This window comes from Ruegeria sp. CDSC068, assembly GCF_059610545.1.
The window spans coordinates 1-23,223 of record NZ_JBXWNV010000004.1; the positions used below are offsets into that span (position 1 = coordinate 1).

At 57.4% G+C, this 23,223-nt stretch carries 23 protein-coding genes and 1 pseudogene; 13 read left to right on the forward strand and 11 right to left on the reverse strand.

Going from position 1 to position 23,223, the window contains the following annotated elements; genetic code table 11:
- Together AC2FID_RS09265 and AC2FID_RS09270 are read right to left on the reverse strand one after the other, a co-directional pair.
- Positions 1-210: pseudogene (locus tag AC2FID_RS09265) on the reverse strand (hypothetical protein); the annotation flags it as partial.
- A gap of 54 nt (positions 211-264) precedes the next feature.
- Entirely contained in the window at positions 265-978 is a 714-nt protein-coding gene (locus tag AC2FID_RS09270) for a uroporphyrinogen-III synthase (protein ID WP_496836485.1), read from the reverse strand.
- Positions 979-1,074: 96 nt separating this feature from the next.
- On the opposite strand from AC2FID_RS09270, the gene tsaD reads away from it, so the two are divergent.
- Genes tsaD through AC2FID_RS09290 form a run of 4 tightly spaced genes read left to right on the forward strand, consistent with a single transcriptional unit; the run spans position 1,075 to position 3,824 of the window.
- Positions 1,075-2,172 carry a tRNA (adenosine(37)-N6)-threonylcarbamoyltransferase complex transferase subunit TsaD gene (gene tsaD / locus AC2FID_RS09275; RefSeq protein WP_496836487.1) on the forward strand — a complete coding sequence of 366 codons (1,098 nt, stop codon included), beginning with the start codon at positions 1,075-1,077 and terminating at the stop codon, positions 2,170-2,172.
- Positions 2,169-3,131 carry an NAD(P)H-dependent glycerol-3-phosphate dehydrogenase gene (locus AC2FID_RS09280; RefSeq protein WP_496836489.1) on the forward strand — a complete coding sequence of 321 codons (963 nt, stop codon included), beginning with the start codon at positions 2,169-2,171 and terminating at the stop codon, positions 3,129-3,131. The genes tsaD and AC2FID_RS09280 overlap by 4 nt, the downstream gene beginning before the upstream one ends.
- 1 nt (position 3,132) lies before the next feature.
- A complete protein-coding gene (locus AC2FID_RS09285; RefSeq protein ID WP_496836491.1) occupies positions 3,133-3,402 on the forward strand; it encodes a YciI family protein in 270 nt (89 codons plus the stop codon).
- Positions 3,402-3,824 (forward strand): EVE domain-containing protein, encoded by a 423-nt coding sequence (locus tag AC2FID_RS09290; protein WP_496836492.1) that lies wholly within the window; start codon positions 3,402-3,404, stop codon positions 3,822-3,824. Before AC2FID_RS09285 ends, AC2FID_RS09290 begins: the two co-directional genes overlap by 1 nt.
- A 213-nt stretch (positions 3,825-4,037) precedes the next feature.
- Here the strand turns inward: AC2FID_RS09290 and AC2FID_RS09295 are convergent, their stop codons facing one another.
- On the reverse strand, positions 4,038-4,379 hold the full coding sequence (locus tag AC2FID_RS09295) for a DUF2853 family protein (RefSeq protein ID WP_058275175.1): 342 nt from the start codon (positions 4,377-4,379) through the stop codon (positions 4,038-4,040).
- 198 nt (positions 4,380-4,577) lie between these two features.
- Here AC2FID_RS09295 and AC2FID_RS09300 point away from each other — a divergent pair, with 198 nt between their 5' ends.
- A complete protein-coding gene (locus tag AC2FID_RS09300) occupies positions 4,578-5,225 on the forward strand; it encodes a DUF899 family protein (RefSeq protein ID WP_496836495.1) in 648 nt (215 codons plus the stop codon).
- A 17-nt stretch (positions 5,226-5,242) separates the two neighbouring features.
- Here the strand turns inward: AC2FID_RS09300 and AC2FID_RS09305 are convergent, their stop codons facing one another.
- From AC2FID_RS09305 to AC2FID_RS09315, 3 genes are all read right to left on the reverse strand, one after another.
- Positions 5,243-5,992: an extensin-like domain-containing protein gene (locus AC2FID_RS09305; protein WP_496836496.1), complete on the reverse strand. Its 750-nt coding sequence runs from the start codon at positions 5,990-5,992 to the stop codon at positions 5,243-5,245.
- Between the two features lie 14 nt (positions 5,993-6,006).
- On the reverse strand, positions 6,007-7,395 hold the full coding sequence (gene ahcY / locus AC2FID_RS09310) for an adenosylhomocysteinase (protein WP_282170564.1): 1,389 nt from the start codon (positions 7,393-7,395) through the stop codon (positions 6,007-6,009).
- 103 nt (positions 7,396-7,498) lie between these two features.
- The gene (locus tag AC2FID_RS09315; protein ID WP_282170565.1) at positions 7,499-7,813 is read right to left on the reverse strand and encodes a hypothetical protein; all 315 of its coding nucleotides are present in this window, start codon (positions 7,811-7,813) and stop codon (positions 7,499-7,501) included.
- A 204-nt stretch (positions 7,814-8,017) separates the two neighbouring features.
- Here AC2FID_RS09315 and AC2FID_RS09320 point away from each other — a divergent pair, with 204 nt between their 5' ends.
- A complete protein-coding gene (locus AC2FID_RS09320) occupies positions 8,018-8,611 on the forward strand; it encodes an HD domain-containing protein (protein ID WP_282170566.1) in 594 nt (197 codons plus the stop codon).
- On the opposite strand, the gene AC2FID_RS09325 is transcribed toward AC2FID_RS09320, so the two are convergent.
- From AC2FID_RS09325 to AC2FID_RS09345, 5 genes are all read right to left on the reverse strand, one after another.
- Entirely contained in the window at positions 8,608-8,979 is a 372-nt protein-coding gene (locus AC2FID_RS09325) for a VOC family protein (protein WP_058275170.1), read from the reverse strand. The two genes, AC2FID_RS09320 and AC2FID_RS09325, sit on opposite strands and share 4 nt — an antisense overlap.
- Positions 8,980-9,254: 275 nt before the next feature.
- Entirely contained in the window at positions 9,255-9,650 is a 396-nt protein-coding gene (locus AC2FID_RS09330; protein WP_282170567.1) for a DUF805 domain-containing protein, read from the reverse strand.
- Between the two features lie 92 nt (positions 9,651-9,742).
- Positions 9,743-10,237 carry a lactoylglutathione lyase family protein gene (locus AC2FID_RS09335; protein WP_058275168.1) on the reverse strand — a complete coding sequence of 165 codons (495 nt, stop codon included), beginning with the start codon at positions 10,235-10,237 and terminating at the stop codon, positions 9,743-9,745.
- 139 nt (positions 10,238-10,376) lie between these two features.
- Positions 10,377-10,931 (reverse strand): ActR/PrrA/RegA family redox response regulator transcription factor, encoded by a 555-nt coding sequence (locus AC2FID_RS09340; RefSeq protein ID WP_496755521.1) that lies wholly within the window; start codon positions 10,929-10,931, stop codon positions 10,377-10,379.
- Positions 10,932-11,017: 86 nt separating this feature from the next.
- Positions 11,018-11,638, reverse strand: coding sequence for an SCO family protein (locus AC2FID_RS09345; RefSeq protein ID WP_496836498.1), 621 nt, complete (start codon positions 11,636-11,638; stop codon positions 11,018-11,020).
- A gap of 92 nt (positions 11,639-11,730) precedes the next feature.
- On the opposite strand from AC2FID_RS09345, the gene regB reads away from it, so the two are divergent.
- The 7 genes from regB to addA all read left to right on the forward strand — a co-directional run bounded on the left by regB (position 11,731) and on the right by addA (position 23,197).
- A complete protein-coding gene (gene regB / locus AC2FID_RS09350; protein WP_496697628.1) occupies positions 11,731-13,128 on the forward strand; it encodes a sensor histidine kinase RegB in 1,398 nt (465 codons plus the stop codon).
- Positions 13,129-13,213: 85 nt separating this feature from the next.
- Positions 13,214-14,722 carry a PAS-domain containing protein gene (locus tag AC2FID_RS09355; RefSeq protein ID WP_496836501.1) on the forward strand — a complete coding sequence of 503 codons (1,509 nt, stop codon included), beginning with the start codon at positions 13,214-13,216 and terminating at the stop codon, positions 14,720-14,722.
- A gap of 41 nt (positions 14,723-14,763) precedes the next feature.
- Positions 14,764-15,237 (forward strand): tRNA (adenosine(37)-N6)-threonylcarbamoyltransferase complex ATPase subunit type 1 TsaE, encoded by a 474-nt coding sequence (gene tsaE / locus AC2FID_RS09360; RefSeq protein WP_496697624.1) that lies wholly within the window; start codon positions 14,764-14,766, stop codon positions 15,235-15,237.
- The gene (locus AC2FID_RS09365) at positions 15,234-16,238 is read left to right on the forward strand and encodes an aminoglycoside phosphotransferase family protein (protein WP_496836503.1); all 1,005 of its coding nucleotides are present in this window, start codon (positions 15,234-15,236) and stop codon (positions 16,236-16,238) included. The genes tsaE and AC2FID_RS09365 overlap by 4 nt, the downstream gene beginning before the upstream one ends.
- Positions 16,235-16,921 carry a nucleotidyltransferase family protein gene (locus AC2FID_RS09370; RefSeq protein WP_282170571.1) on the forward strand — a complete coding sequence of 229 codons (687 nt, stop codon included), beginning with the start codon at positions 16,235-16,237 and terminating at the stop codon, positions 16,919-16,921. The genes AC2FID_RS09365 and AC2FID_RS09370 overlap by 4 nt, the downstream gene beginning before the upstream one ends.
- On the forward strand, positions 16,914-19,841 hold the full coding sequence (addB, locus tag AC2FID_RS09375; protein WP_496836505.1) for a double-strand break repair protein AddB: 2,928 nt from the start codon (positions 16,914-16,916) through the stop codon (positions 19,839-19,841). Before AC2FID_RS09370 ends, addB begins: the two co-directional genes overlap by 8 nt.
- A complete protein-coding gene (gene addA / locus AC2FID_RS09380) occupies positions 19,838-23,197 on the forward strand; it encodes a double-strand break repair helicase AddA (protein WP_496836507.1) in 3,360 nt (1,119 codons plus the stop codon). Before addB ends, addA begins: the two co-directional genes overlap by 4 nt.
- Positions 23,198-23,223 lie beyond the last annotated feature (26 nt).

Here is a 23,223-nt window from a genome sequence, read left to right on the forward strand (position 1 = left end):
TTCGGCTTCGGCTTCGGCTTCGGCTTCGGCTTCGGCTTCGGCTTCGGCTTCGGCTTCGGCTTCGGCTTCGGCTTCGGCTTCGGAAAGGGCCTTTTCTAGCGGCTCATCCGCGTCAACGACTGTCTCATCACGCTGCGAGGTGAATTCAACTGTTTCGTCCGACTTGGGGTCTTCCACCGGCTTTTGATCGGTTTTTTTCTTACGAGCCACCGCGACGTTCCCCTTATCGAATCCAATTTCATATGAATAACAGACCGCTCTAAGTTAATCAGTGGTCTCTCCACGCTCAACCCGCATCGCGTGTTTGACAAGCTTTTTCACGGCTTTCCGCATTTTCTTGGGTGTCGGCTCTTTGGCGATCTTCAGGCGCTCATAGTCCAAGGAATAAAGGGGCTCGGCCGTGGCTTCGCTAATGGCAACCAGCCACAAGGGCGCGGTTCCGGTCCAAATTTCGGCAAATTGTCGCGCCGTTCGGGGCGAAAACAGCGGTGCGAGAACAGGTCTGTCACCGGATGTGGCCGCAACCGCTTCGGATGTCAGCGGTAACAAACGCTGTTGATAAACAATCTGTTCGTGAACCGTCAGCCCCGATTCGGTCAGACGCCCGGCAACATTTCCCCGCGTATGTTCACCCCTGAGATGCAGCAACGGGCTTTCAGGCCGGTGCTTCAACAGGTAGGCCACCAGCTCTTCGGCGGTATTACCCACCACCAATGCATCCCATCCAGCCCCTTTGGCTGTTCCAGTGGTCGCCGGACCAACACAATAGGCGGGCAGACCGGGTTTAACGCCCAACGACGCGGCGGCATTGACCGAGTTGGCCGAAGTAAAGATCAATCCGCGAATTCCGTCCGTTTCGACCGCAACCCTCAGGGGTCGGATTTCCAGGATCGGAGAATAGATGACATCCACCCGCGACCTGACGCGGTCCGACAGCTGTGCCACAAACCTTTCAGAGGCGGCGCGAGGGCGGGTCATCAACAAATACAATGGCGGGGCCTTCGGCCTTGGGATTGTTTGCGTCCGCGCAGGGTGATACCCCGCTTGAGTGTCATGATGCAACGGATCAGGCCTATGGTGCAAACACTTACCGTTCTTGGATTGGAAAGCAGCTGTGATGACACGGCCGCTGCTGTTGTGCGCCAATCCGATGGTGCGGGTGCCGAGGTTCTGTCGTCTATTGTTCACGGTCAAACCGAGCTGCACAGCGCATTTGGCGGGGTCGTGCCCGAAATCGCAGCGCGGGCCCATGCCGAAAAGCTGGACATTTGCGTGGTGCAGGCGTTGGAGGTCGCAGGACTGACACTGGCAGATATGGATGCGATTGCCGTCACTGCGGGTCCCGGCCTGATCGGCGGGGTCATGTCCGGCGTCATGTGCGCCAAGGGGCTGAGCGCTGCAACCGGGCTTCCCTTGATCGGTGTAAACCATCTGGCCGGTCATGCGCTGACACCCCGGTTAACGGATGGTATAACCTTTCCCTACCTGATGCTGCTGGTTTCAGGCGGTCACTGCCAATACCTGATTGCACACGGACCTGAGGAATTCACCCGGTTGGGCGGAACCATTGACGACGCGCCTGGAGAAGCGTTCGACAAAACCGCCCGTTTGCTGGGCCTATCGCAACCCGGTGGTCCTTCGGTGGAGGTTGAAGCACATTCTGGCGATCCCAAGCGTTTCCGGTTTCCCCGACCTCTTCTGGATCGGCCGGGATGCGATCTCTCCTTTTCGGGGTTGAAAACCGCGTTGATGCGGATGCGGGATCAAATTGTCGCCGAAAAGGGCGGCCTGATCCGTCAGGACCGCGCCGATCTATGTGCCGGATTTCAGCAAGCCATCGTGGATACGCTGGCCGAGAAGACCCGCCGAGCGATTGACAGGTATCTTGAGGAAAACCCAATTGATCCAGTCATTGCCGTCGCTGGCGGCGTTGCCGCCAATTCTGCCATTCGGGCTGCGTTAGAGACTGTTTGTGCCGAAAAGGACGCCCGGTTTACTGCACCGCCGCTCAACCTGTGCACCGACAATGCCGCCATGATTGCCTATGCCGGCATGGAACGATTTCGCGCTGGTGCGCGGGATGGTCTGGACCTTACGGCACGCCCTCGCTGGCCTTTGGACAAGACCAGTCCTGCTATGCTGGGCGGTGGCAAGAAAGGCGCCAAGGCATGAGCGTTTCCGTTCTGGGATCCGGCGCATTCGGCACAAGCCTGGCCATTTCACTGGCCGGGAACGGGCCGGTCACGCTGTGGTCTCGGGATCAGGATCAGGCCCAGCATATGCAAACAGCGCGTGAAAACACCCAGCGTTTGCCTGGCGTGGCTTTGCCTGCTGATATCACGGTGACATCGAACATCGATCAGGCGACCAAGGCTGATGTTCTGCTGATAGCTGTCCCTATGCAAAAGTTGCGCGATGCCTTGCAAGCGCAGGCCTCTGATCTGGCCGGAAAAACCTTGGTGGCGTGCTGCAAGGGCATCGAGCTATCGTCCGGGCTTGGACCGATTTCAGTCATTCGGGAAACGATCCCGGATGCGCGACCCGCCCTGCTGACCGGGCCCAGCTTTGCCGACGACATTGCACGCGGGTTGCCAACGGCGCTAACCTTGGCCTGCGCAGATGACTCGCTGAGTCTGACGCTGCAACATGACCTGACCACTGCCAACCTGCGCCTTTATCGAACCACCGACATGGTTGGGGCGGAACTTGGCGGCGCCTTGAAGAACGTAATGGCCATCGGATGCGGCGCTGCGATCGGGGCCGGGTTGGGCGACAGCGCGCGCGCTGCCCTGATGACACGCGGGTTTGCAGAAATGCAGCGCTTTGCGCTGATGCGCGGGGCGCGACCTGACACTCTGATGGGATTGTCTGGATTGGGGGATCTGGTCCTGACTTGTTCGTCCGAACTGTCCCGAAACTATCGCTTTGGCCTGTCATTGGGTCGGAATATCCAGTTCGATACCCACACCACTGTTGAAGGGGTCGCCACAGCGCGGGCCATGACGGAAATTGCCACCGCTGAAGGGCTGGACATGCCGATCAGTACAACGGTGGCAGACCTTAGCAGTGGCGCCTACAGTGTGACTGAAGCTATCCGAGCCCTGCTCAACCGACCCCTGAAGGAGGAATAATATGCTGATCGCTCTCATCGCCCGTGACAAGGACGGCGCGCTGCAAACCCGGCTGGACAATCGCGCTGCCCACCTGGCCTATATTGAGGAAACGGGTGTCGTTGCGCAGGCGGGTCCCTTGCTGAACGGCGACGCAATGATCGGCTCGTTGATCATTCTGGAGGTCGAAGACATGGCCGCCGCGCAAAATTGGGCGGACAACGATCCTTATGCAAAAGCCGGGTTGTTCCAGTCGGTTGACCTGATTGTGTGGAAAAAGGTCATAGGCTGATGGCGTACTGGCTGTTCAAATCCGAACCATCGACCTGGGGCTGGGACCAACAGGTTGCCAAAGGGGATGCGGGCGAAGAATGGGACGGCGTGCGCAACTATCAGGCGCGCAATTTTATGCGTCAGATGACGGTCGGCGATCGCGGGTTCTTCTACCACTCGCAAAAGGACAAGGCGATTGTCGGTATTGTCGAGGTCTGCGCCGAGGCGCACTCCGACAGCACCACGGATGATGAGCGTTGGGAATGCGTGGACATCAAGGCCGTTCGCCCGTTTGCAACCCCTGTAACGCTGGACCAGATCAAGGCTGACGAACGGTTGGGGGAAATGGTGTTGGTCAAAAACTCTCGCTTGTCCGTTCAGCCGGTCAGCGAGGCGGAATGGCAGGTAATCTGCGATCTGGGCGGCACAGAGGCCACTTAATACCAGATTAAAGGGAAGGCCCTGACAGATGCAGAACCTTCCCTACCCCGCGTGCTCCCGACTCACCACACGCGTATGGAAATTTTGGCTCTGACCGTCCTGGTCACGTCCTGACACTAACCGATCCATGCGGCGCGGTTCAAACGGCAAGTACTTAAAATTGGAAACGCCCGCCAGGGATCTGACGGGCGCTGCAAAAAAGGTGTGGCGGGATCAGCCGTAAACAGCCTCTTTGCCGAAGTGCTTGGTCAGCATGTAATACACGACGGCGCGGTATTTGTTACGCTCGGACATGCCATAGGTTTCCAGTGTCTTGTTGATCGCTTCCATCAGTTCCGGTCCGTCCGACAGGCCCAGCTTTTTGATGAGGAAGTTGTTCTTGACCGTTTCCAACTCACCTTCCTGAGTTGCCGCGACAGTCGATGCATCGGCGTCATAAATTGCAGGTCCACAGCCGATTGTGACTTTGGTCAGCAGATCCATATCTGCGTCCATACCGCATTTGGACTTCAGGTCCTCGGCATATTTAGCGATCAGGTCGTCGCGTTTTCCCATGGTTATCTCCCGGTTGAAACTCGTTTTTGGCCATACCAGCGCCGCAGACACGGTAACGGGAGCGGGAATTTGCACAAAGGGAAAAATTAGCGGCATTCCCCCTAAACCCTGCCGGTCTGATCTGAGGCTTGATTTCGATGGCCCTTTATTTAACAATAAGGTTAAATATGTTACTTGTTCCAGAACCAGGAGGCTACAATGCCTGTGTCGCTACCCAACGAAACTTCGCAATACAGAACCGCACGAAACACCTTGCTGTCGGCTGAAGCCGAACTGCGGGCTCAGATTGAAAATGTTGCAAAACTGCGCCGCGGTTTGCCCAAAGGTGGGGCAGTTCCGCGGGACTATGCATTCCGGTCAGACAAGGGTGCGCCGACACCGCTGTCGTCTTTGTTCGGATCACATGACACCTTGGCTATATACTCGCTTATGTACGGTCCGGATGCAGAGTCACCTTGCCCGATGTGTTCTGCCTTTCTGGACGGGTTGAATGGACAGATCGCCCATGTATCGCAGAAAATCGCCTTTGCGGTCGTGGCGCAAAACACCTGTGAAAGGCTGGCAGCGCTGAAAGCGGAAATGTCGTGGGATGATCTGCCGCTTTATTCTGCATTGGGCACAGACTATCAGCGCGACTATCTGGCCGAGGCCGAGGATGGAAGCCAACTGCCGATCCTGAACATCTTTCAGCGCGATGCGGACGGCATAAGCCATTTCTGGAGTTCCGAGTTGTTCTTCGAACCCAGTGCCTGGCATCCGCGGCACGTGGATGCGGCGTGGCCCCTGTGGAATATTCTGGATTTCACACCACAAGGACGCGGAGACTTCTTTCCGTCCCTGCGTTAAATACCCGTTAAGGTGACCTATCGGCAATAACCCCAACCGGGACCCTGCAGATGAAAGTGGTCCGCGTGCAAGTGATTGAAATCCGGACCCAATACCACACGAAACCAATCACATGCGCCGCGCCAGATCTGGCGCAAATATTGACCCTCAGGTCCTTCAGCGCCCCAATCGGATAGCAAGGTCAGACTGCGCCCATCAGCGAATTGCAAACCAACAATATCAATGGAATCCGCCTTGGCATGACTGCTCCAACCACTGCTCTGACCCTGGGCGGTACGGATCTGGCGGCAATTGTAACTGCCCACATGCCGCAACCGGCTGACCTGCGTGCCCAGAAGGTCTCTCGCAGTGGGTTGAACGACTTGATGTTCCCACATGGCCAGCCGCAGAGTGGTCGCGCAACTGGTTTCAACCGCATTTACATCCGACGTCACCAGCGCGGACAACAGACCGCGCCCGGTGATGCCGCAATTCTCATCCACGATCAGATCATCCATCGCTTCAAAGTTTGCGCCGGCGTCGGCCAAGGCGGCGCGGCACTGTACTTCATTCGCCAGCGCGCGATTAAGCTGAAACCGGGTAATTGGCGTGACCGGCGCGGTGATTTTCAGCTCTCGCAAAGGGTTCCAATGCGATGGCACGGGTGTTTCCGGGTGCGCCAACAACCACCATCCGCCCCCTCCGAACAGGATGGCTACGACGGCGATGCTAAAAACAAAAGACGCCGCCGATAACAGGAATCGGCGGCGTCCGGTGTGTTTGCTCATGCGTTCTTTCGCACTCAATAACGGTAGTGTTCCGGCTTGTAGGGGCCTTCGGGCTTCACGCCAATGTAAGATGCCTGCTCGTTATCCATCTTGGTCAGCTTCACGCCGATGCGATCCAGATGCAAACGCGCGACCTTCTCATCCAGATGCTTGGGCAGGATGTAGACGTCGTTGTTGTACTGATCGCCCTTGGTGAACAGCTCGATCTGCGCCAGAACCTGGTTGGTGAACGAGGCTGACATCACGAAAGATGGGTGACCGGTCGCATTACCAAGGTTCAGCAGGCGGCCTTCGGACAGCAGGATGATGCGATTGCCCGAGGGCAGTTCGATCATGTCCACCTGTTCCTTGATATTGGTCCACTTGTGGTTCTTCAGGCTGGCCACCTGAATCTCGTTGTCAAAGTGACCGATATTGCCGACGATGGCCATGTCCTTCATCTCGCGCATATGCTCGATGCGGATCACGTCCTTGTTGCCGGTGGTGGTGATAAAGATGTCGGCCGATGCGACTTCGTCTTCCAGCAACGTGACTTCGAAACCGTCCATCGCGGCCTGCAGGGCGCAAATCGGGTCAACTTCTGTCACTTTCACACGGGCACCAGCACCGCGCAGCGACGCGGCCGAGCCTTTGCCAACGTCACCGTAACCGCAAACCACGGCAACCTTGCCGGCCATCATGGTGTCAGTGGCGCGGCGGATGCCGTCAACCAGCGATTCCTTGCAGCCGTATTTGTTGTCAAACTTCGACTTGGTGACCGAGTCGTTCACATTGATCGCCGGGAACGGCAGTTGGCCGTCTTTCACCAGTTGATACAGGCGGTTCACACCGGTGGTGGTTTCCTCGGACACGCCCTGAATCTGGTCGCGCATCTTGGTGAACCAGCCGGGGGATGCCGCCAAACGTTTGGCGATCTGCGCTTTGATGACTTCTTCTTCTTCGGATGTCGGAACAGCGATGATGTCCTCACCCGCCTCGGCACGTGCACCCAGAAGAATGTACAATGTCGCGTCGCCGCCATCGTCCAGGATCATGTTTGGGCCATCGTCGAACAGGAAGGATTTGTCCAGGTAATCCCAGTGCTCTTCCAGCGTCTGACCTTTGATTGCGAAGACCGGGATACCAGCCTCAGCAATTGCTGCCGCCGCATGGTCCTGCGTCGAGAAGATGTTGCACGATGCCCAGCGCACGTCCGCGCCCAGCGCGACCAGTGTTTCGATCAGAACAGCCGTTTGGATGGTCATGTGCAGCGAACCGACGATACGCGCGCCGCTCAACGGTTTGGTTTCACCGTATTCCGCGCGCAAAGCCATCAGGCCCGGCATCTCGGTTTCGGCGATGTCCAGTTCCTTACGGCCAAACCCGGCCAATGTAATGTCTTTGACGATATAGTCCCCGGCCATCAGGTGCTCCATTCCGGTAAATCACAGTCCGGGCAGCCCCTAGCACTCCTAGGGGCAGGTGGCAACGTGGATGGCCGGAAAGGGGATAAACCGTCCGTCTAAATCAACTTGGTTCACCCTTTAGCTCTATCTTTGGTATCGCTTCAAAAAAATCTGTGCCAACGGCGACAATACAACTAATGCCGTTCGCCTGGGTCACCAGAACCGTATAGCTTCCGGTTGTCTTCGAGGTCCAAACCTCCATAACAGCCCGTGCGCCCCGTGTTTTCTGCAATCCGCCAAAGACCAGTTCTTCTGAATAACTGTCCTGCAGTTTGGCGATCACATGTTCGCGCTGTGCACAGCTTTTGGCGAAGGCAGGCGGCGCAGTAGCGGCCATGCCGAAGGTCAGAGTTATAGCAAATAGACGTTTGAACATAACATGCTCCTTTCGATACGCGTTTCAGTACGAGAGGGGCACAACTGAAAGGAGTACGCCCCCCTCAGTCCATATGTCGGGATCAAAACGTGCAGGTTCAAAGCACGAAAGCTCAATAAATTGTTGGCAGCCTGTGATCCAGACAGGTACATCATAGCACAAAAGCGCGAAGTTAACGTGTCCTACTTCACAAGGCATGGCAGAATGGCAACACAACCCAGAGCATGGCAGCGAATGCTTTCCGGTCGCAGACTGGATTTGCTGGACCCGACGCCTGTGGATATCGAGATCGAAGATATCGCGCACGGTCTGGCCTTTGTCGCCCGCTGGAACGGGCAAACGGTTGGTGATTTTGCCTATTCCGTGGCCGAGCACTCCCTTCTGGTCGAAGAGCTTTTCGGCCGAATTGCACCCAAAGCCCCGGTGAAATGGCAACTGGCGGCGTTGTTACACGACGCGCCGGAATACGTGATCGGAGATATGATCTCGCCCGTAAAATCCGCCGTTGGCCCGGATTACGGCGCGCTGGATGACCGTTTGGCAGCAGCCATCCACATTCGGTTCGGCCTACCTGCAGCGGTGCCGAAAACGGTGAAACGACAGATCAAAAAGGCCGACAAGATCAGCGCTTGGATGGAGGCGACCCAGATTGCAGGCTTTTCCGAGGCTGAGGCGACGAAGTTCTTTGGCCGTCCTGATAAGTCAGTGATGGAGGGGTTGGAGATCACGCTACGCCCGCCGGTTGAGGTGCGGCGGGCGTATATGGAACGTCATATGGCTCTGCTGACGCAGCTTTAGCCGAAGACGTAAAAACACAGCTTATTGCCGTCCAGATCGCGAGCGTAAGCGCCGTAGAACCGATCAGGGACGCGCTGGCCGGGTTCTCCTTCATCTGTAGCACCAAGGCTGATTGCCTTCTCGTAGAGCGCCTTAGCCTCATCCTTGGAGTCAGCTGCAAAAGCAACCATTCCGCCATTACCGGTCTCGCAGGCTTCGCCATCGTAGGGTGTGCAAACGGCGAGCATTGGCGCTGAAGGGTCATTGCCGATGAAAGCGATGCGCCCAGCGTCGATCACAACCTTTGCGCCCTTGTCGGCAAACAGTGTCGTATAAAAACTTTTAGCGCGCTCCAAATCCGAAACGCCGATGGTCACATAGCCGATCATTGATTTACTCCATTGTGACTAAAGATGAATTCCCTGCCCGAACCTCGGGCAAAGTGGAACTGGTATCAAGTCACTAAACTGTCAGGACCGGCGTACTATTGCAGACTTTTCCTGGGCCAGGGCATTCAAGGATTTTGGGCGGCCGGACAAAGCGGTGATGGAGGGGTTGGGGATCACGTTGCGCCCGCCGACAGAGGTGCGGCAGGCATACACTGAACGGCACGAAGAACTGCTGTTGAAACTGTAGCCTGAAACGACGACTTTCACCCCTCAAATCAAGGGAAGACGTCGGGTTCTCCAAACTGGTTTGAACCACTCTCACTTGGCTGAATGTAGAAGTACAACAGGACCAGAGTTCCGATTATCGGAATCAAGCCAATCAACAGCCACCAACCAGTTCGTCCGATGTCGTGCAAACGTCTGACTCCAATCGCCAGATTGGGAAGCAAAAGCCCAAGCGAAACCAAAACGGAAAGCGGTTGTCCGGCGTTCGGCTCAAACACCCCAAATCCGAGCATCGGAGCGATCAAAGCGCCATCAATTATTCGCGTCACCAGAAGAACGAGAAGAACGGCCAGAACCCACCACCAAAACGTCGGGCGCGAAGAACGCCCATTGAAATTGGCGTAGTTTGACAGAGCCCTTCGAAATGCCGTCGTGAGATTGTTCATGCCATCCTCCGCAATTGGACGACATTCACATATCACTATTTCAAATTATTTAACACGGAAACTACCAGATTGGTGGTCTGCCAACAAACAAGTCACGCGTATGCCCCGGCCGAATAGGTTAGTTCATAAGAATGACTGTATAGCTCAAATACGTTTCCAAACGGATCTTCCATGTAGACCATGCGATAGGGTTTGTCGCCTGGGTAGTATTTGCGAACCTGCTTCATTCGCTGTTTTCCACCAAGCTCTTCGATGATCTTGACCCGTTCTTCAAGGTTGTCATCCTGAACACAGAAATGGAACAACCCGCGACGCCAATATTCGAACGGCCTCTCTTCTTCGATCGTGTTTGGAAACTCGAAGAGTTCAATACCTATACCATCCCCCATCGAAAGATGAGCAATCCGAAATGAACCCCAGCCTTCTCCAAAAACATCGTCACACATCTGACCTATGGCACTATCGTCATGCAGCACTTCGGTGGGCTCCATAAGCACATAAAGTCCAAATGCCTTAGAATAGAATTCTACCGCTTTTTCCAGGTCTGGAACGGTTACTCCGATGTGTGAAAAGGTTAGTGCAGACATTTTTAGATACTCCTCGTTCCGCAGCAAACAAGAGAAAGGGCATCAGCAACCCTTGCCGATACCCCCGAAATAGTGCGCTTGTTTCTGTCTCCACGTCCAGAACGAAGCAAAGGTCCGCTTTGGTCCGACCAGAAGAGATTTAACGTGGACTGCGCTTCGCCAATATCCGCTGCAATGTCCGACGGTGCATGTTCAGGCGCCGTGCGGTCTCGGAAACGTTCCGGTCGCACAGCTCATAGACCCGCTGGATATGCTCCCAACGGACGCGGTCCGCACTCATGGGGTTTTCTGGTGGTGGGGGCAGTTCGTCGCCCTTGGCCAGTAGCGCATTGGTGATGTCCGTGGCGTCGGCGGGCTTCGACAGGTAATCCGTGGCGCCGATCTTGACCGCAGCAACGGCGGTGGCAATCGCACCGTATCCGGTCAGGACCACAACCCGGCTGTCGGGGCGCTTTTCGCGCAAAACTTCGACCACATCCAGACCGTTGCCATCTTCGAGACGCAGGTCAACGACCGCGTAGGCGGGCGGGCGGGCGGTGGAAATGGCGCGGCCTGCGGCGACGGAACCTGCGGTTTCAACCTCGAACCCGCGTTTTTCCATCGCTTTTGCCAGACGTCTCAGAAACGGTTCGTCATCGTCCACCAAAAGCAGCGTTTTATCGGGGCCGATGTCGAGTTCAGAGCTGTCCGCCATATTCTGTTCTTTCCGCTATTTCACGCCTTTGGCTTAACCATGAGTAATAGCAGCGCCATCCCAAAGGTCAAACAACCCGTCGTTTTCTAGATTTTGTCGAGGAAACACTCAACCTTGTCGGCCATCTGCTCGGCGGTGTCGTCCCGGTTGAAGAATTCGATGAACCCATCCTCGGGCGTGACAAGATAGGTAAAGGTCGAGTGGTCTACCAGATAGTACTCATCGCTTTTGTCATGGGCCTTGTAGTAAGTTTTGTAGGCCTTGCTGGCGGCCTTGACCTGCTCAGGCGTGCCGGTCAGCGCGATAGTCTTACCGCCCAGGTTAAAGGCATAATCGGCCATCACTTCGGTCGTATCCCGATCCGGGTCAATTGAAATGAACAAGGGCGTCACGGACTGGCCACGCTCGGCCAGAATGTCCACGGCCTCGGCATTGCGTGACATATCGAACGGGCAGACGTCGGGGCAGAAGGTATAGCCGAAATATACCAGCGTCGGTTCGGTGATAACATCGGTGTCGGTGACCGTTTCGCCCTTGCCGTTGAGCAGTTCAAATGGCCCGCCGATGGCCGCCGTTCCGCCAGCAATCTGACTGGTCCGGCATTGTGCGAACTTGTCATCTGATCCGGCACCGCGCGTCAGCAGCCACATGGCCCCCAGGCCCACGGCAAGAACAACGGTTGCGAGGATGGCATAAAGACGGACCATGACATCAATCCTGACGTAAGAGGGGTTGTTGATCGTTTCGGCCGGGACACCTATCAAGAAGTTCAGCCGATGCAACAGGACATAATCGACCGATGGCAAATTCCAACATCACATTATGGCGCGGTCAGGAACGCAGCAGCTGGATTCGGCTGCGCACCCTGATCCTGTTGCGCTGGGTGGCCATTTTCGGCCAGATCACAGCGATCACCGTCGCGCAGCAAACTTATGACATCCAGCTGGACGCAACGCTTTGTTATCTGGCGATTGGCGTCTCGGTCATGGGGAATCTGACTGCAATTCTGCTGTTTCCCCGCAACAAGCGCCTGTCCGAGTTCGAGAACTTCCTGATGGTGCTGTTCGACCTGCTGCAGCTGACCATTTTGCTGTACCTTACAGGCGGGCTGAACAACCCGTTTGCGCTGTTGCTGGTGGGGCCTGTCACGATTTCCGCGAGCGTCATGAGCACCCGGTCAACCCTGATAATCGGCGGCGTTGCCATTGCCTTGACAACACTTCTGGCCGAATTCCACCTGCCTTTGCGCACCGCATTGGGGGCAGAACTGGACATCCCAGATATTCTACTGTTCGGAAACTGGGCCGCAATCGTCATCGCAATTGTCTTTCTGGGCGCGTATTCGCATCGCGTCAGCTCAGAGGTACAATCTATGTCCGAAGCGCTGGCCGCCACCCATATGGCGCTTGCACGCGAACAGAAGCTGACCGATCTAGGCGGCGTGGTCGCCGCCGCCGCGCATGAGCTGGGCACGCCGCTGGCAACGATCAAACTGGCGAGCTCCGAGTTGATTGAGGAATTGGATGACCGGCCCGACCTTATCGAGGACGCCGCCCTGATCCGCGAACAGGCGAACCGTTGCCGCGATATCCTGCGAGACATGGGCCGGGCGGGCAAAGACGACCTGCATCTGCGTCAAGCCCCGCTTTCTACCGTGGTGCATGAAGCTGCCGAGCCGCATATCAACCGAGGCAAGACCGTTCATTTCTTCGAAGGCCCGGCCGAGGATGGCGATGTGCAGCAGCCCTCGATCCTGCGCAAGCCCGAGATCATTCACGGCCTGCGCAACCTGATCCAGAACGCGGTGGATTTTTCGCGCGGAAATGTCTGGGTCGAGGCGGAATGGTCCACCAAACAGATCACCGTCAGCATCATGGATGACGGTCGTGGATATCCGTCGCAGATGATCGGCCGGATCGGCGATCCCTTCATGCGCCGCCGCCGCAGTGAGACCGAAAAAAGGACCCGTCCGGAATATGAAGGCATGGGTCTGGGTCTTTTCATTGCCAAAACGCTGCTTGAACGCAGCGGAGCAGAGCTGGATTTCGCCAACGGATCGGACCCTTACCAAACCCTGTCGGATAACCCCGAACGTCGGGGCGCGATCGTCAAAGTGAGCTGGCCGCGTAACCTTGTGGATGCGCAAACCGGTGATACGCCTGTGCCTTCAGGTGTAAACCAACGGTTCCAAACCTGACCTGATACTGGCGAACATTGGTTAAGACCCCGTTAACCATTAAGGCGCATAGTACCGCTTCTTGGTTTCGCGCACCGGAGGGCGCATGGTCGACTGGATCATTCTGGCCATCATCGGCATTGTTTCCGCAAGTCTTGCCGTGCAGTGGCTGTTGCCCCGCAGGCGGGAACGGGGGGACAATTTTGGGCTGTCCTCACCTGCCTCCTTGTTTGATGCGGCATTCCTGTTTGATGGTGACCGGCTTATCAGTCACTCGGACATCGCGTTGGAAGGGTTCGAGCAGGTCCGTGATTGGGCCGATCTGTGCCGGCTGCTGCACAGGGATTTTCCAACATTCCCCGAAACACCTGATCAGGTCCGGCGTGAAGGCAACCTGGTCATCCCGGCCATCGATTGCACGGTTGAACGCGATGTTCTGTGCGAATGGATAGACGGAATTGTACGCGTTCAGCTGCGCGACCGCACCGATTGTCCCTCGATAACTCAAATCGCATCAAATGATCCAAACCGCCTTGCCATGGAAAAAGCGCCCTACCCTGTCTGGCTGTTGGATCATCAGGGCGATGTGCGCTGGTGCAATGCTGCTTATGTTTCGCTGGTGCGCAAAGTACGGGATCAGGACACGGACCTGACCGCACCATTGTTTCCGGTCCCCGATGCCGACCAACGGCTAAGTGCAAAGGCGCGGGTCTCAATTTCCTCCGAGTTCAGTGAAAACAAGCTGTGGTTCGATCTGACGTTGGTAGATCACCCCGAAGGGCACTTGTCTTATGCCGTGGACATCAACGCGATCGTCGAGGCGGAGGTGGCGCAGCGCAAATTCGTTCAGACCATGACCAAGACCTTCGCGCAATTGCCCATCGGGCTGGCTATTTTTGACCGCAACCGGCAGCTGGCGTTGTTCAACCCAGCCCTGATCGACCTGACCACCCTGCCCCCGGATTTCCTAAGCTGCCGCCCCAGCCTGTCCAGCTTTTTCGATCGCCTGCGGGATCAGCACATGATGCCCGAGCCCAAGAATTACCGCAGCTGGCGCAGTCAGATGAACGACCTTCTAGAAGCGGCAGAGGACGGGAACTACCAAGAGACTTGGTCCCTGCCCTCCGGCTCGGTTTATTCGGTCAGTGGACGTCCGCACCCGGATGGAGCAGTTGCCTTTTTGTTTGAGGACATCACTGCCGAGATCACTCTGACCCGTCGGTTCCGGTCAGAAATGGATCTGATGCAATCCATTCTGGACAAACTGGCCGATGCCATCGCCGTCTTCAGTGACGATGGTACACTGGCTTTTACAAATTTCGCCTACCAACAGCTTTGGGGTGATACAGGCGACGCAGGCTTTGACGCGGACTCCGTTCTTGAGGTGACCAAAAGCTGGCAGGAACATTGCACCGCGACACCAATCCTTGGCGAAATTCGCGATTTTGTAGAGGCGCGGGAAAATCGCGCGGAATGGTCGGGCGTGATCTATCTGCGAAACGGTATCCAGGTGTTGTGCACGGTCAGCCCGATGCAGAACGGGGCCACCATAGTTCGTTTCTCGGTGGATCGGGATGCATTGATGCGGCAAGAGGCGCAGCGAATCAGCGCCTGAACCGGGTTGCAGCCAACCGGGCGCAAGGCCATTGTGGCGCCATGACCAATTCGCCCTGCACGATCACTTTGAATTCGCCCGAGGAAACAGCAGAATTCGCTGCCCGCCTCGGTGCAGAATTGAGATCTGGAGACATCTTGTTGCTTGAGGGCGAGATCGGCAGCGGAAAGACCCATTTTGCCCGCAGCCTGATCCAATCGCTGATGATCGAGCCCGAAGATGTGCCTTCGCCGACTTTCACCTTGGTTCAGGCTTATGACACGCCGGCTGGGGAAATCTGGCACTGTGACCTGTACCGCCTGAGCGCGGTTGAGGAGGTCGAAGAACTGGGCCTGACCGAGGCTTTCGAAACCGCAATCTGTCTGATTGAATGGCCGGATAAACTGGGCCCGCTGATGCCGGAGTCTGCGGCGAAGATATCCTTCGAAACAGACCCCAACATGACAGAAGCACGCCATCTGACCCTTCGCTGGTCAGACCCGAAATGGCCCGTGAAACTAAGGATTCCCGCATGACAAACCGCGCGGTATTGGCCGAAGCGTTGATCGCGCAGACCAAATGGTCAAATGCAAAGCACGCGCCGCTGGCTGGGGATGCCTCGAACCGTCGGTACGAACGGCTGACCGATCCGGAAACCGGCAAGACGGCGGTGTTAATGGATTCACCCCCGGGCAAGGCGGAAAATGTCGAAGATTTTGCCCGCATGGCCGAATACCTGCGGTCCCTTGGTCTGAGCGCGCCCGAGATTTATGCCGAGGACACGCATTACGGCTTTCTACTGCTCGAAGACCTTGGAGATGACCTGTTCGCGCGCGTGCTTGCGCAGACCCCCAGCATAGAGCGTGCGCTTTATGAGGTCGCAACGGATGTTCTGATCGACCTGTACAACGCGCCAAGCCTTTCTTTGCGATCCTATGATCCGAGTTTGATGACCGAGTTGGCCGCGTTGTCCTTTACTAAATACGCGCAGGCCGTGCAGGGCACGCACGACGCCGATGCGCGTAACCGATTTGAAAACCGGTTCTCGGACATTCTGCACCGGGAAACTTCGGGGTCCAAAGTTGTTGTGCTGCGCGATTACCACGCTGAAAACTTGATCTGGTTGCCGGATCGCGACGGGGTTCAGCGCGCTGGTCTGTTGGACTTTCAAACCGCCATGCTGGGCCATCCGGCCTATGATCTGGTATCTTTGTTGCAGGATGTGCGTCGCAATGTGTCACTCGGAACCGAGATGCAAATGGTGAATCGTTATATCGTGGCGACTGGGGTGAATGATCATGACTTCCGCACCGCCTATGCGGTGTTGGGTGCTCAGCGAAATCTGCGCATTCTGGGCGTCTTTGCCCGGCTGGCAACCGAATACGGCAAGCCCAGCTATGTCGATCTGATCCCGGCAACCTGGACCCACCTGATGCGGGATCTGGAGCATCCCGCACTGGTAACCATCGCCAATCTGTTGCGCGAGGCCTTGCCCGCACCCACCCCTGAAAATCTGGACAGGCTCCGACAGAAATGACCCAAGACCCCGAAGCCGTCATGCTGTTTGCAGCCGGGTTTGGCACCCGTATGGGCGCATTGACCGAAAATCGGCCCAAACCACTGATCAAGGTCGCCGGCCGGCCTCTGATTGATCACGCGTTGGATTTGGTGAATGCCCTGCAACCAAAGCGTATCGTGGCAAACCTACATTATCTGCCAGATCAGCTTGAAGCTCATCTAGTCCCAAAAGGTGTTCTGCTTTCCCATGAAACGCCGGAGATTCTTGAGACTGGCGGCGGAATACGCGCCGCTTTGCCCCTGCTTGGATCGCACCCGGTTTACACCCTGAACCCAGACGCGATCTGGTCAGGACCGAACCCTTTGACGATGCTCCGCGAGGCGTGGAACCCCGATCACATGGACGCGCTGTTGATGTGCGTACCGGTGGATCAGACTGTCGGGCACACGGGCAAAGGCGATTTCACAGCAGATGAGAACGGACGGATCGTGCGCGGCGGCAGTTTGATCTATGGCGGTGCGCAGATCATGAAATCCGAAGGGTTGATGGATATCCCTGAGAAAGCGTTCTCACTTAACGTGCTATGGGACCGGTTGCAGCGGCAGGACCGTCTGTTTGCGCTCACCTATCCCGGCCGCTGGTGCGATGTCGGCCACCCCGAAGGGATTGCACTAGCCGAGGGGTTGATTGCCGATGTTTGAACCCAGCCCAGCTCCGCGCGTTTTTGCCGTTCCGCCCGGTTCGGACTTCCCAAAAATGCTGGTTCAGGGGCTGCAAGATCGCAGTGCAGCGCATCCGCCCGAGATGCTGGCGCGCGTTCAACTGGTCGTCAATACAAGGCGTATGGCCCGGCGCGTCCGCGACCTGTTTGACCAAGGCCCGGCGTGCCTTTTGCCGCGTCTTTCACTGGTTACCGATCTGGGGGAAAGCGTCGATCTTGCGCAGATACCTCCGGCGATTCCACCGCTGCGGCGCAGGTTAGAGTTGACGCAGTTGATCGCTAAGCTGTTGGAACAACAGCCTGATCTGGCTGCACGGTCTTCACTTTTTGACTTGTCCGACAGCCTAGCCGCGTTGATTGATGAGATGCAGGGCGAAGGTGTTTCGCCCGACGCGATCCGGAATTTGGATGTCAGTGACATGTCCGGGCATTGGGAAAGGGCGCAAAAGTTCATCGGAATTGCCGATCAAATCATAGATTCAGGCCCAGATGCGCTGGATGTTCAGGCCCGGCAGCGGCTTGTGGTGGAAAACCTGATAGAACGTTGGCAAGTCGCTCCGCCGCAGCATCCGGTTATCCTTGCCGGGTCAACCGGGTCTCGCGGAACCACTCTGATGCTGATGGAGGCGGTCGCGCGCCTGCCGCAAGGCGCGTTGATCCTGCCGGGTTACGATTTCGATCAGCCCGACCGCGTTTGGCGAGGACTGGACGATGCGCTGACATCGGAAGATCACCCGCAGTACCGGTTCCGCAAGCTGATGTCACGGCTTGGTTTGGAGCCAGATCAAATCATGCCTTGGACGGGTGATCAACCACCCTCGCCTGCTCGCAACCGCTTGGTTTCGCTGGCTTTACGCCCGGCGCCAATCACTGATGCATGGATGTCCGAAGGCCCGCAACTGACCGATCTGGATGGCGCCACAAAGGAGTTGACACTGGTCGAGGCGCAATCGCCCAGATCCGAGGCCCTGGCCATCGCACTGCGCCTTCGCCAGGCAGCCGAAACCGGCCAAACTGCCGCGCTAATCACACCTGACAGGATGCTGACCCGCCAAGTCAGCGCTGCTTTAGATCGCTGGAACATCCTTCCCGATGACAGCGCTGGCCTACCGCTGCAACTATCGCCGCCCGGCCGGTTTCTGCGTCACGTGGCGGGGCTTTTCGCACGGCGTGTGGATGGCGAGGCATTGTTGACCCTTCTGAAACACCCGCTGTGTCATGATGGTGACGAGCGCGGCGCGCATTTGCTGCACACGCGGGACCTTGAACTAGATTTGCGCCGACATGGCCCGCCTTTCCCGGACAGCGCTAGCCTGACCGCTTTTGCAATCCGCGAAGAAGTTCCCGAGGACTGGGTACGTTGGCTAAACTCCCATTTCTGCGATCAACAGATCGCGGGCCAACTCCCATTGACGGATTGGGTTGCCAGGCTGCGCATCTTGGCCGAGGCGATTTCGGCGGGCGCGTCAGGGGAAACAGGCACGCTCTGGGACAAGAACGCAGGCCAAAAGGCGCAAGGCGTCCTAAGCGCACTGGAAAAAGAGGCACAACACGGCGGCCCGATGACCGCCCATGATTTCGCCGACCTGTTGGGTGCTTTGCTCGCGGGCGAAGAGGTCCGGGATCGCGACGCCCCGCATCCACACATCATGATCTGGGGCACGCTTGAGGCGCGCGTGCAAGGGGCAGATTTGCTTATCTTGGGCGGCCTAAATGAAGGCAGCTGGCCCGAGGCTGCCGCGCCAGACCCCTGGCTGAACCGCCAGATGCGCGACAAGGCCGGACTTTTGCTGCCCGAACGGCGGATCGGCTTGTCGGCACATGACTTTCAACAAGCCATCGGCGCGCCCGAGGTCTGGCTGACCCGTGCCAAGCGGTCCGATGACGCAGAAACCGTTCCATCACGCTGGCTGAACCGCCTGACGAACCTGCTGCACGGCTTGCCGGGGCAGGGCGGGCGTGAGGCACTGTCAGAAATGCGCAACAAAGGCCGGCAATGGCTGCAATGGGCGGAACAGCTTGAAGTCGCGCCGCATATCGAACCGGCAACGCGCCCATCTCCGCGGCCGCCAGTGGCATCGCGCCCAAATCGGCTGAGCGTGACGGAAATCAAACGGCTGATCCGCGATCCTTATGCGATTTTCGCCAAACATGTGCTGCGCCTGAAACCGCTGGACCCTTTGGTGCAAGCGCCGGATGCCTTGTTGCGCGGGATCGTGATTCACGAAATTCTGGAACATTTCGTCAAAGACAGTGTTCTGGACACCGCCTTGTTGACCCGCGAAAACTTTTTGAAACGCGCGGAAACCTTGTTGGATCAACATGTTGCGTGGCCCACAGCGCGTAAATTGTGGCTGGCGCGTTTGGAACGCATCGCGGATGACTTTCTGGCCGCTGAAATCGCGCGGCGAAGGGACGGGGGACCAGTCGCCTTCGAGGCGGCGGTGAAACTTTTGCTAACGCCTCTGGATTTCACCATCGTGGGGCGCGCCGACAGGATAGATCGCAACAAGCGCGGTGCATTACGGATAGTTGACTACAAGACAGGGGCGCCCCCAACGGAAAGCCAGCAATCCAAGTTCGACAAACAGTTGCTTATCGAAGCCGCGATGGCCGAAGAGGGCGGTATCGACGGTTTCGACCCTTCTCCCGTGGCCGAGGCGATTTTCATTGGTATGGGCGGCACTTACAAAGAAGTACCCGCACCGCTGGCGAAAGAGCCGCCAGACAAGGTTCTGGCCGAGCTCAAAGAGTTGGTTTCTGCCTATTTAGAGCCTGATCAGGGGTTTTCATCCCGTCGAATGTTGCACAAGGATTCGGATGTGGGTGACTACGATCAACTGGCGCGGTTCGGGGAATGGGACCGCACTGATGACACAACGCCTGAGGACCTGACATGAGCGCTCGCAACGACGCAACCGAGCGGCAGGTACAGGCCGCGCGGCCCGACGCCTCGACCTGGTTGGCGGCCAATGCAGGCTCTGGAAAAACGCGGGTTCTGACTGATCGGGTGGCGCGTCTGTTGTTGGGCGGCGTGCAGCCACAGCATATCCTTTGTCTGACATACACCAAGGCCGCCGCCAGTGAGATGCAGAACCGGTTGTTTGATCGCCTCGGACAATGGGCAATGAAGGATGATGCCGGTCTGATGTCCCAACTGACCGATCTGGGCGTACCCGGCGAGATCGACTCAGACAGGCTCGCACAGGCCAGAACCCTATTTGCGCGCGCCATCGAAACACCCGGTGGCCTGAAGATCCAGACGATCCACTCGTTCTGCGCTTCACTGCTACGGCGTTTCCCGCTTGAAGCCGGGGTCAGCCCGCAATTTTCCGAGATGGAGGACCGCGCGGCGGCCTTATTGCGCGAAGAGATTGTCGAGGATTTCGCCGCAGGTCCGCAGGCGTATCTGATCGAAGATGTCGCCCGGTTTGTCACCGATACCGGGTTCGACAAACTTACCGCGGCCATCACCCAGAAACGCAACCTGTTTGCGCAGCCGCTGGAATGGGCCGATGTGCTGCAACGGTTTGAACTGGCCGACGGGTTCGATGAAGACGCTTTAATAGGACGTGTGTTTCTGGGCGGCGAGGTGGAATTGATCAGGTCGATTCTGCCGGTGCTTTCCGAAAGTGGCGGCAATAACGCCAAGGCGGCCGACAAGCTTGCGGCATTTACCGAGGCCCGGGTTAGCAGCTTACCTATTTTGGAAAGCGTGCTTTTGACCGGAAAATCCGCCAAAGAACCCTTCACGGCTAAAATCAACAGTTTCCCGACCAAAGCCCTGCGCGAAGGGGCGCTGGTGGGCAAGATGCCCCAGCTCGAAGCGTTGATGTTGCGGGTGGAGGCCGCGCGCGAACATCGGCTGGCCCTGGTGGCCGCGCGCAAGACAATGGTGCTGCATCGCTTCGCGACGGCGTTTTTGCCGGAATATGAGCGGCGCAAGCAACTGCGCGGATGGCTAGACTTTGACGACCTGATCTTACGTGCACGGCAGGTGTTGAATGATCCGGCGGTTGCCGAATGGGTGTTGTACCGACTGGATGGCGGCATCGACCACATTCTGGTGGACGAAGCGCAGGATACCAGTCCCGATCAGTGGGACGTGGTAGAAAAACTGGCGCAGGAATTTACCAGCGGGGAAGGGGCCCGGTCCGGGGTTGAACGCACGATTTTCGTGGTCGGTGACAAAAAGCAGTCGATCTATTCGTTTCAGGGTGCCGATCCGCAGGCATTCGATCTGATGCAGGCAGAGTTTGGGCGGAAGCTCTCTGAATCAGGCTCTAAATTGTGGGATTCCACGTTAGAATACTCATTCCGATCCTCCAGCGCGATCTTGTCCTTGGTCGACATCCTGTTCGAAAACCGAGCGAAAGCCGGATTTCACAAGGAAAGCCAGCACCGCGCGTTCAAGGCGGATCTGCCGGGCCGCGTGGACCTGTGGCCCGTGGTCGAAAAGGTTGAAGAGGATGACGATGCTGACTGGACCGATCCAGTAGATCGGCCTGGCGCGCGGCATCACACTGTCATTCTGGCCGAGAAGGTGGCGCAGTCGATCAAGGCAATGATCGAACAGGGCGAAACGATCCCTGAGGATGGCGAAACGCCCGGCACATTTGTACGGCGGAAGGTTCAGCCGGGGGACTTCCTGATCCTCGTTCAGCGCCGTTCGGACTTGTTTGCCGAGATCATCCGGGCCTGCAAGGCCGCTGACCTGCCGATCGCCGGGGCAGACCGGCTTAAGGTCGGCGCGGAATTGGCGGTCAAAGATCTGGCCGCGCTATTGAGCTTTCTGGCCACGCCCGAGGATAGCCTGTCGCTTGCTACAGTTCTGAAATCGCCGCTGTTCGGGTGGGGCGAACAACAATTGTTCGATTTGGCACATCGGCGCAATGAACAGTTCCTTTGGGCGGCCCTGCGTCAACGCGCCGAAGAGTACCCTGAAACACTGGCCGTTCTGCACGACTTGCGCGGGCAGATCGACTTTCTGCGCCCCTACGACCTGATAGAACGCATCCTGACCCGCCATGATGGCCGTCGGAAACTGCTGGGCAGGTTGGGAGCCGAGGCGGAAGACGGGATCAACGCGCTGTTGTCGCAGGCATTGGCGTACGAGCGCACGGATATCCCAAGCCTGACTGGATTTCTGGTGTGGATGCAGACCGATGATCTGGAAATCAAACGGCAGATGAGCGGCGTCGGAAACATGATCAGGGTGATGACGGTGCATGGTTCCAAGGGGTTGGAGGCTCCGATTGTGATCCTGCCGGATACGGGCAAACGGCAAGCTCCGCGCGATGCCGAGATCATGGTGGCCGAAGGCACACCGCTTTGGAAAGTTCCGGCAGATGCTTCTCCGGCATTGATTGCGTGCGCGCGCGACGAAGCCCGAGCGCGGGAAGAAAATGAGCGGCTTCGCTTGCTTTATGTGGCTCTAACACGAGCTGAAAAGTGGTTAATCGTGGCGGCTGCCGGCGATGTCGGTAAGGATGGGACCAGCTGGTATCAGATGGTTCAAGCCGCGATGGAACGGGCAGGGGCGGTGGCACTGCCCGGCTCAGAAACCCTGCGATTGTCACATGGTGATTGGAACGCGTCGCCGATTATTGAATCCGCAAAGACCTCAACTGCCGTGACGGACCTGCCAGCCCCGTTCCTGTCTCCCGCCACACCACCAGAGCCCGAAGCGGAAACGTTCAGCCCTTCAGATCTGGGCGGCGCCAAGGCTTTGCCCGGCGATGCAGGTCACGACGAAGAAGTGGCAAAGTTGCGCGGCACACGATTGCACCTGCTGCTGGAACACTTGCCTTCGGTCACGCGGGAAGACTGGCCGCAGCTTTGCGCGCGGGTTCTGCCCGATATGCAGGACGCGGAACGGCAAGAGCTGATGGACGAGGCATGCGACGTTTTGACTGCGGCGCATCTTCGGCCTGTCTTTGCCGCCGGCGCCTTGGCTGAGGTGCCCGTGACAGCCGACCTGAACGGACGCCGCATGCACGGGGTGATCGACCGATTGATCGTCACCGATACCGAGGTTCAGGTCATTGATTTCAAAACAAATGCAACGGTTCCCAACAGTGCAGAGACATGCCCTGAGGGGCTTTTGCGACAGATGGGGGCGTATGCCAACGCCTTGTCGCAGGTCTATCCGAACCACGAAATCCGCACCGCGATCCTATGGACCAGAAAAGCAGATCTGATGTGGCTGCCACACGATCTTGTGACGCACGCCCTGTCGCGCACCCAGATATCTTGACCTTGGATTGCCCGGCCCCTACGTTC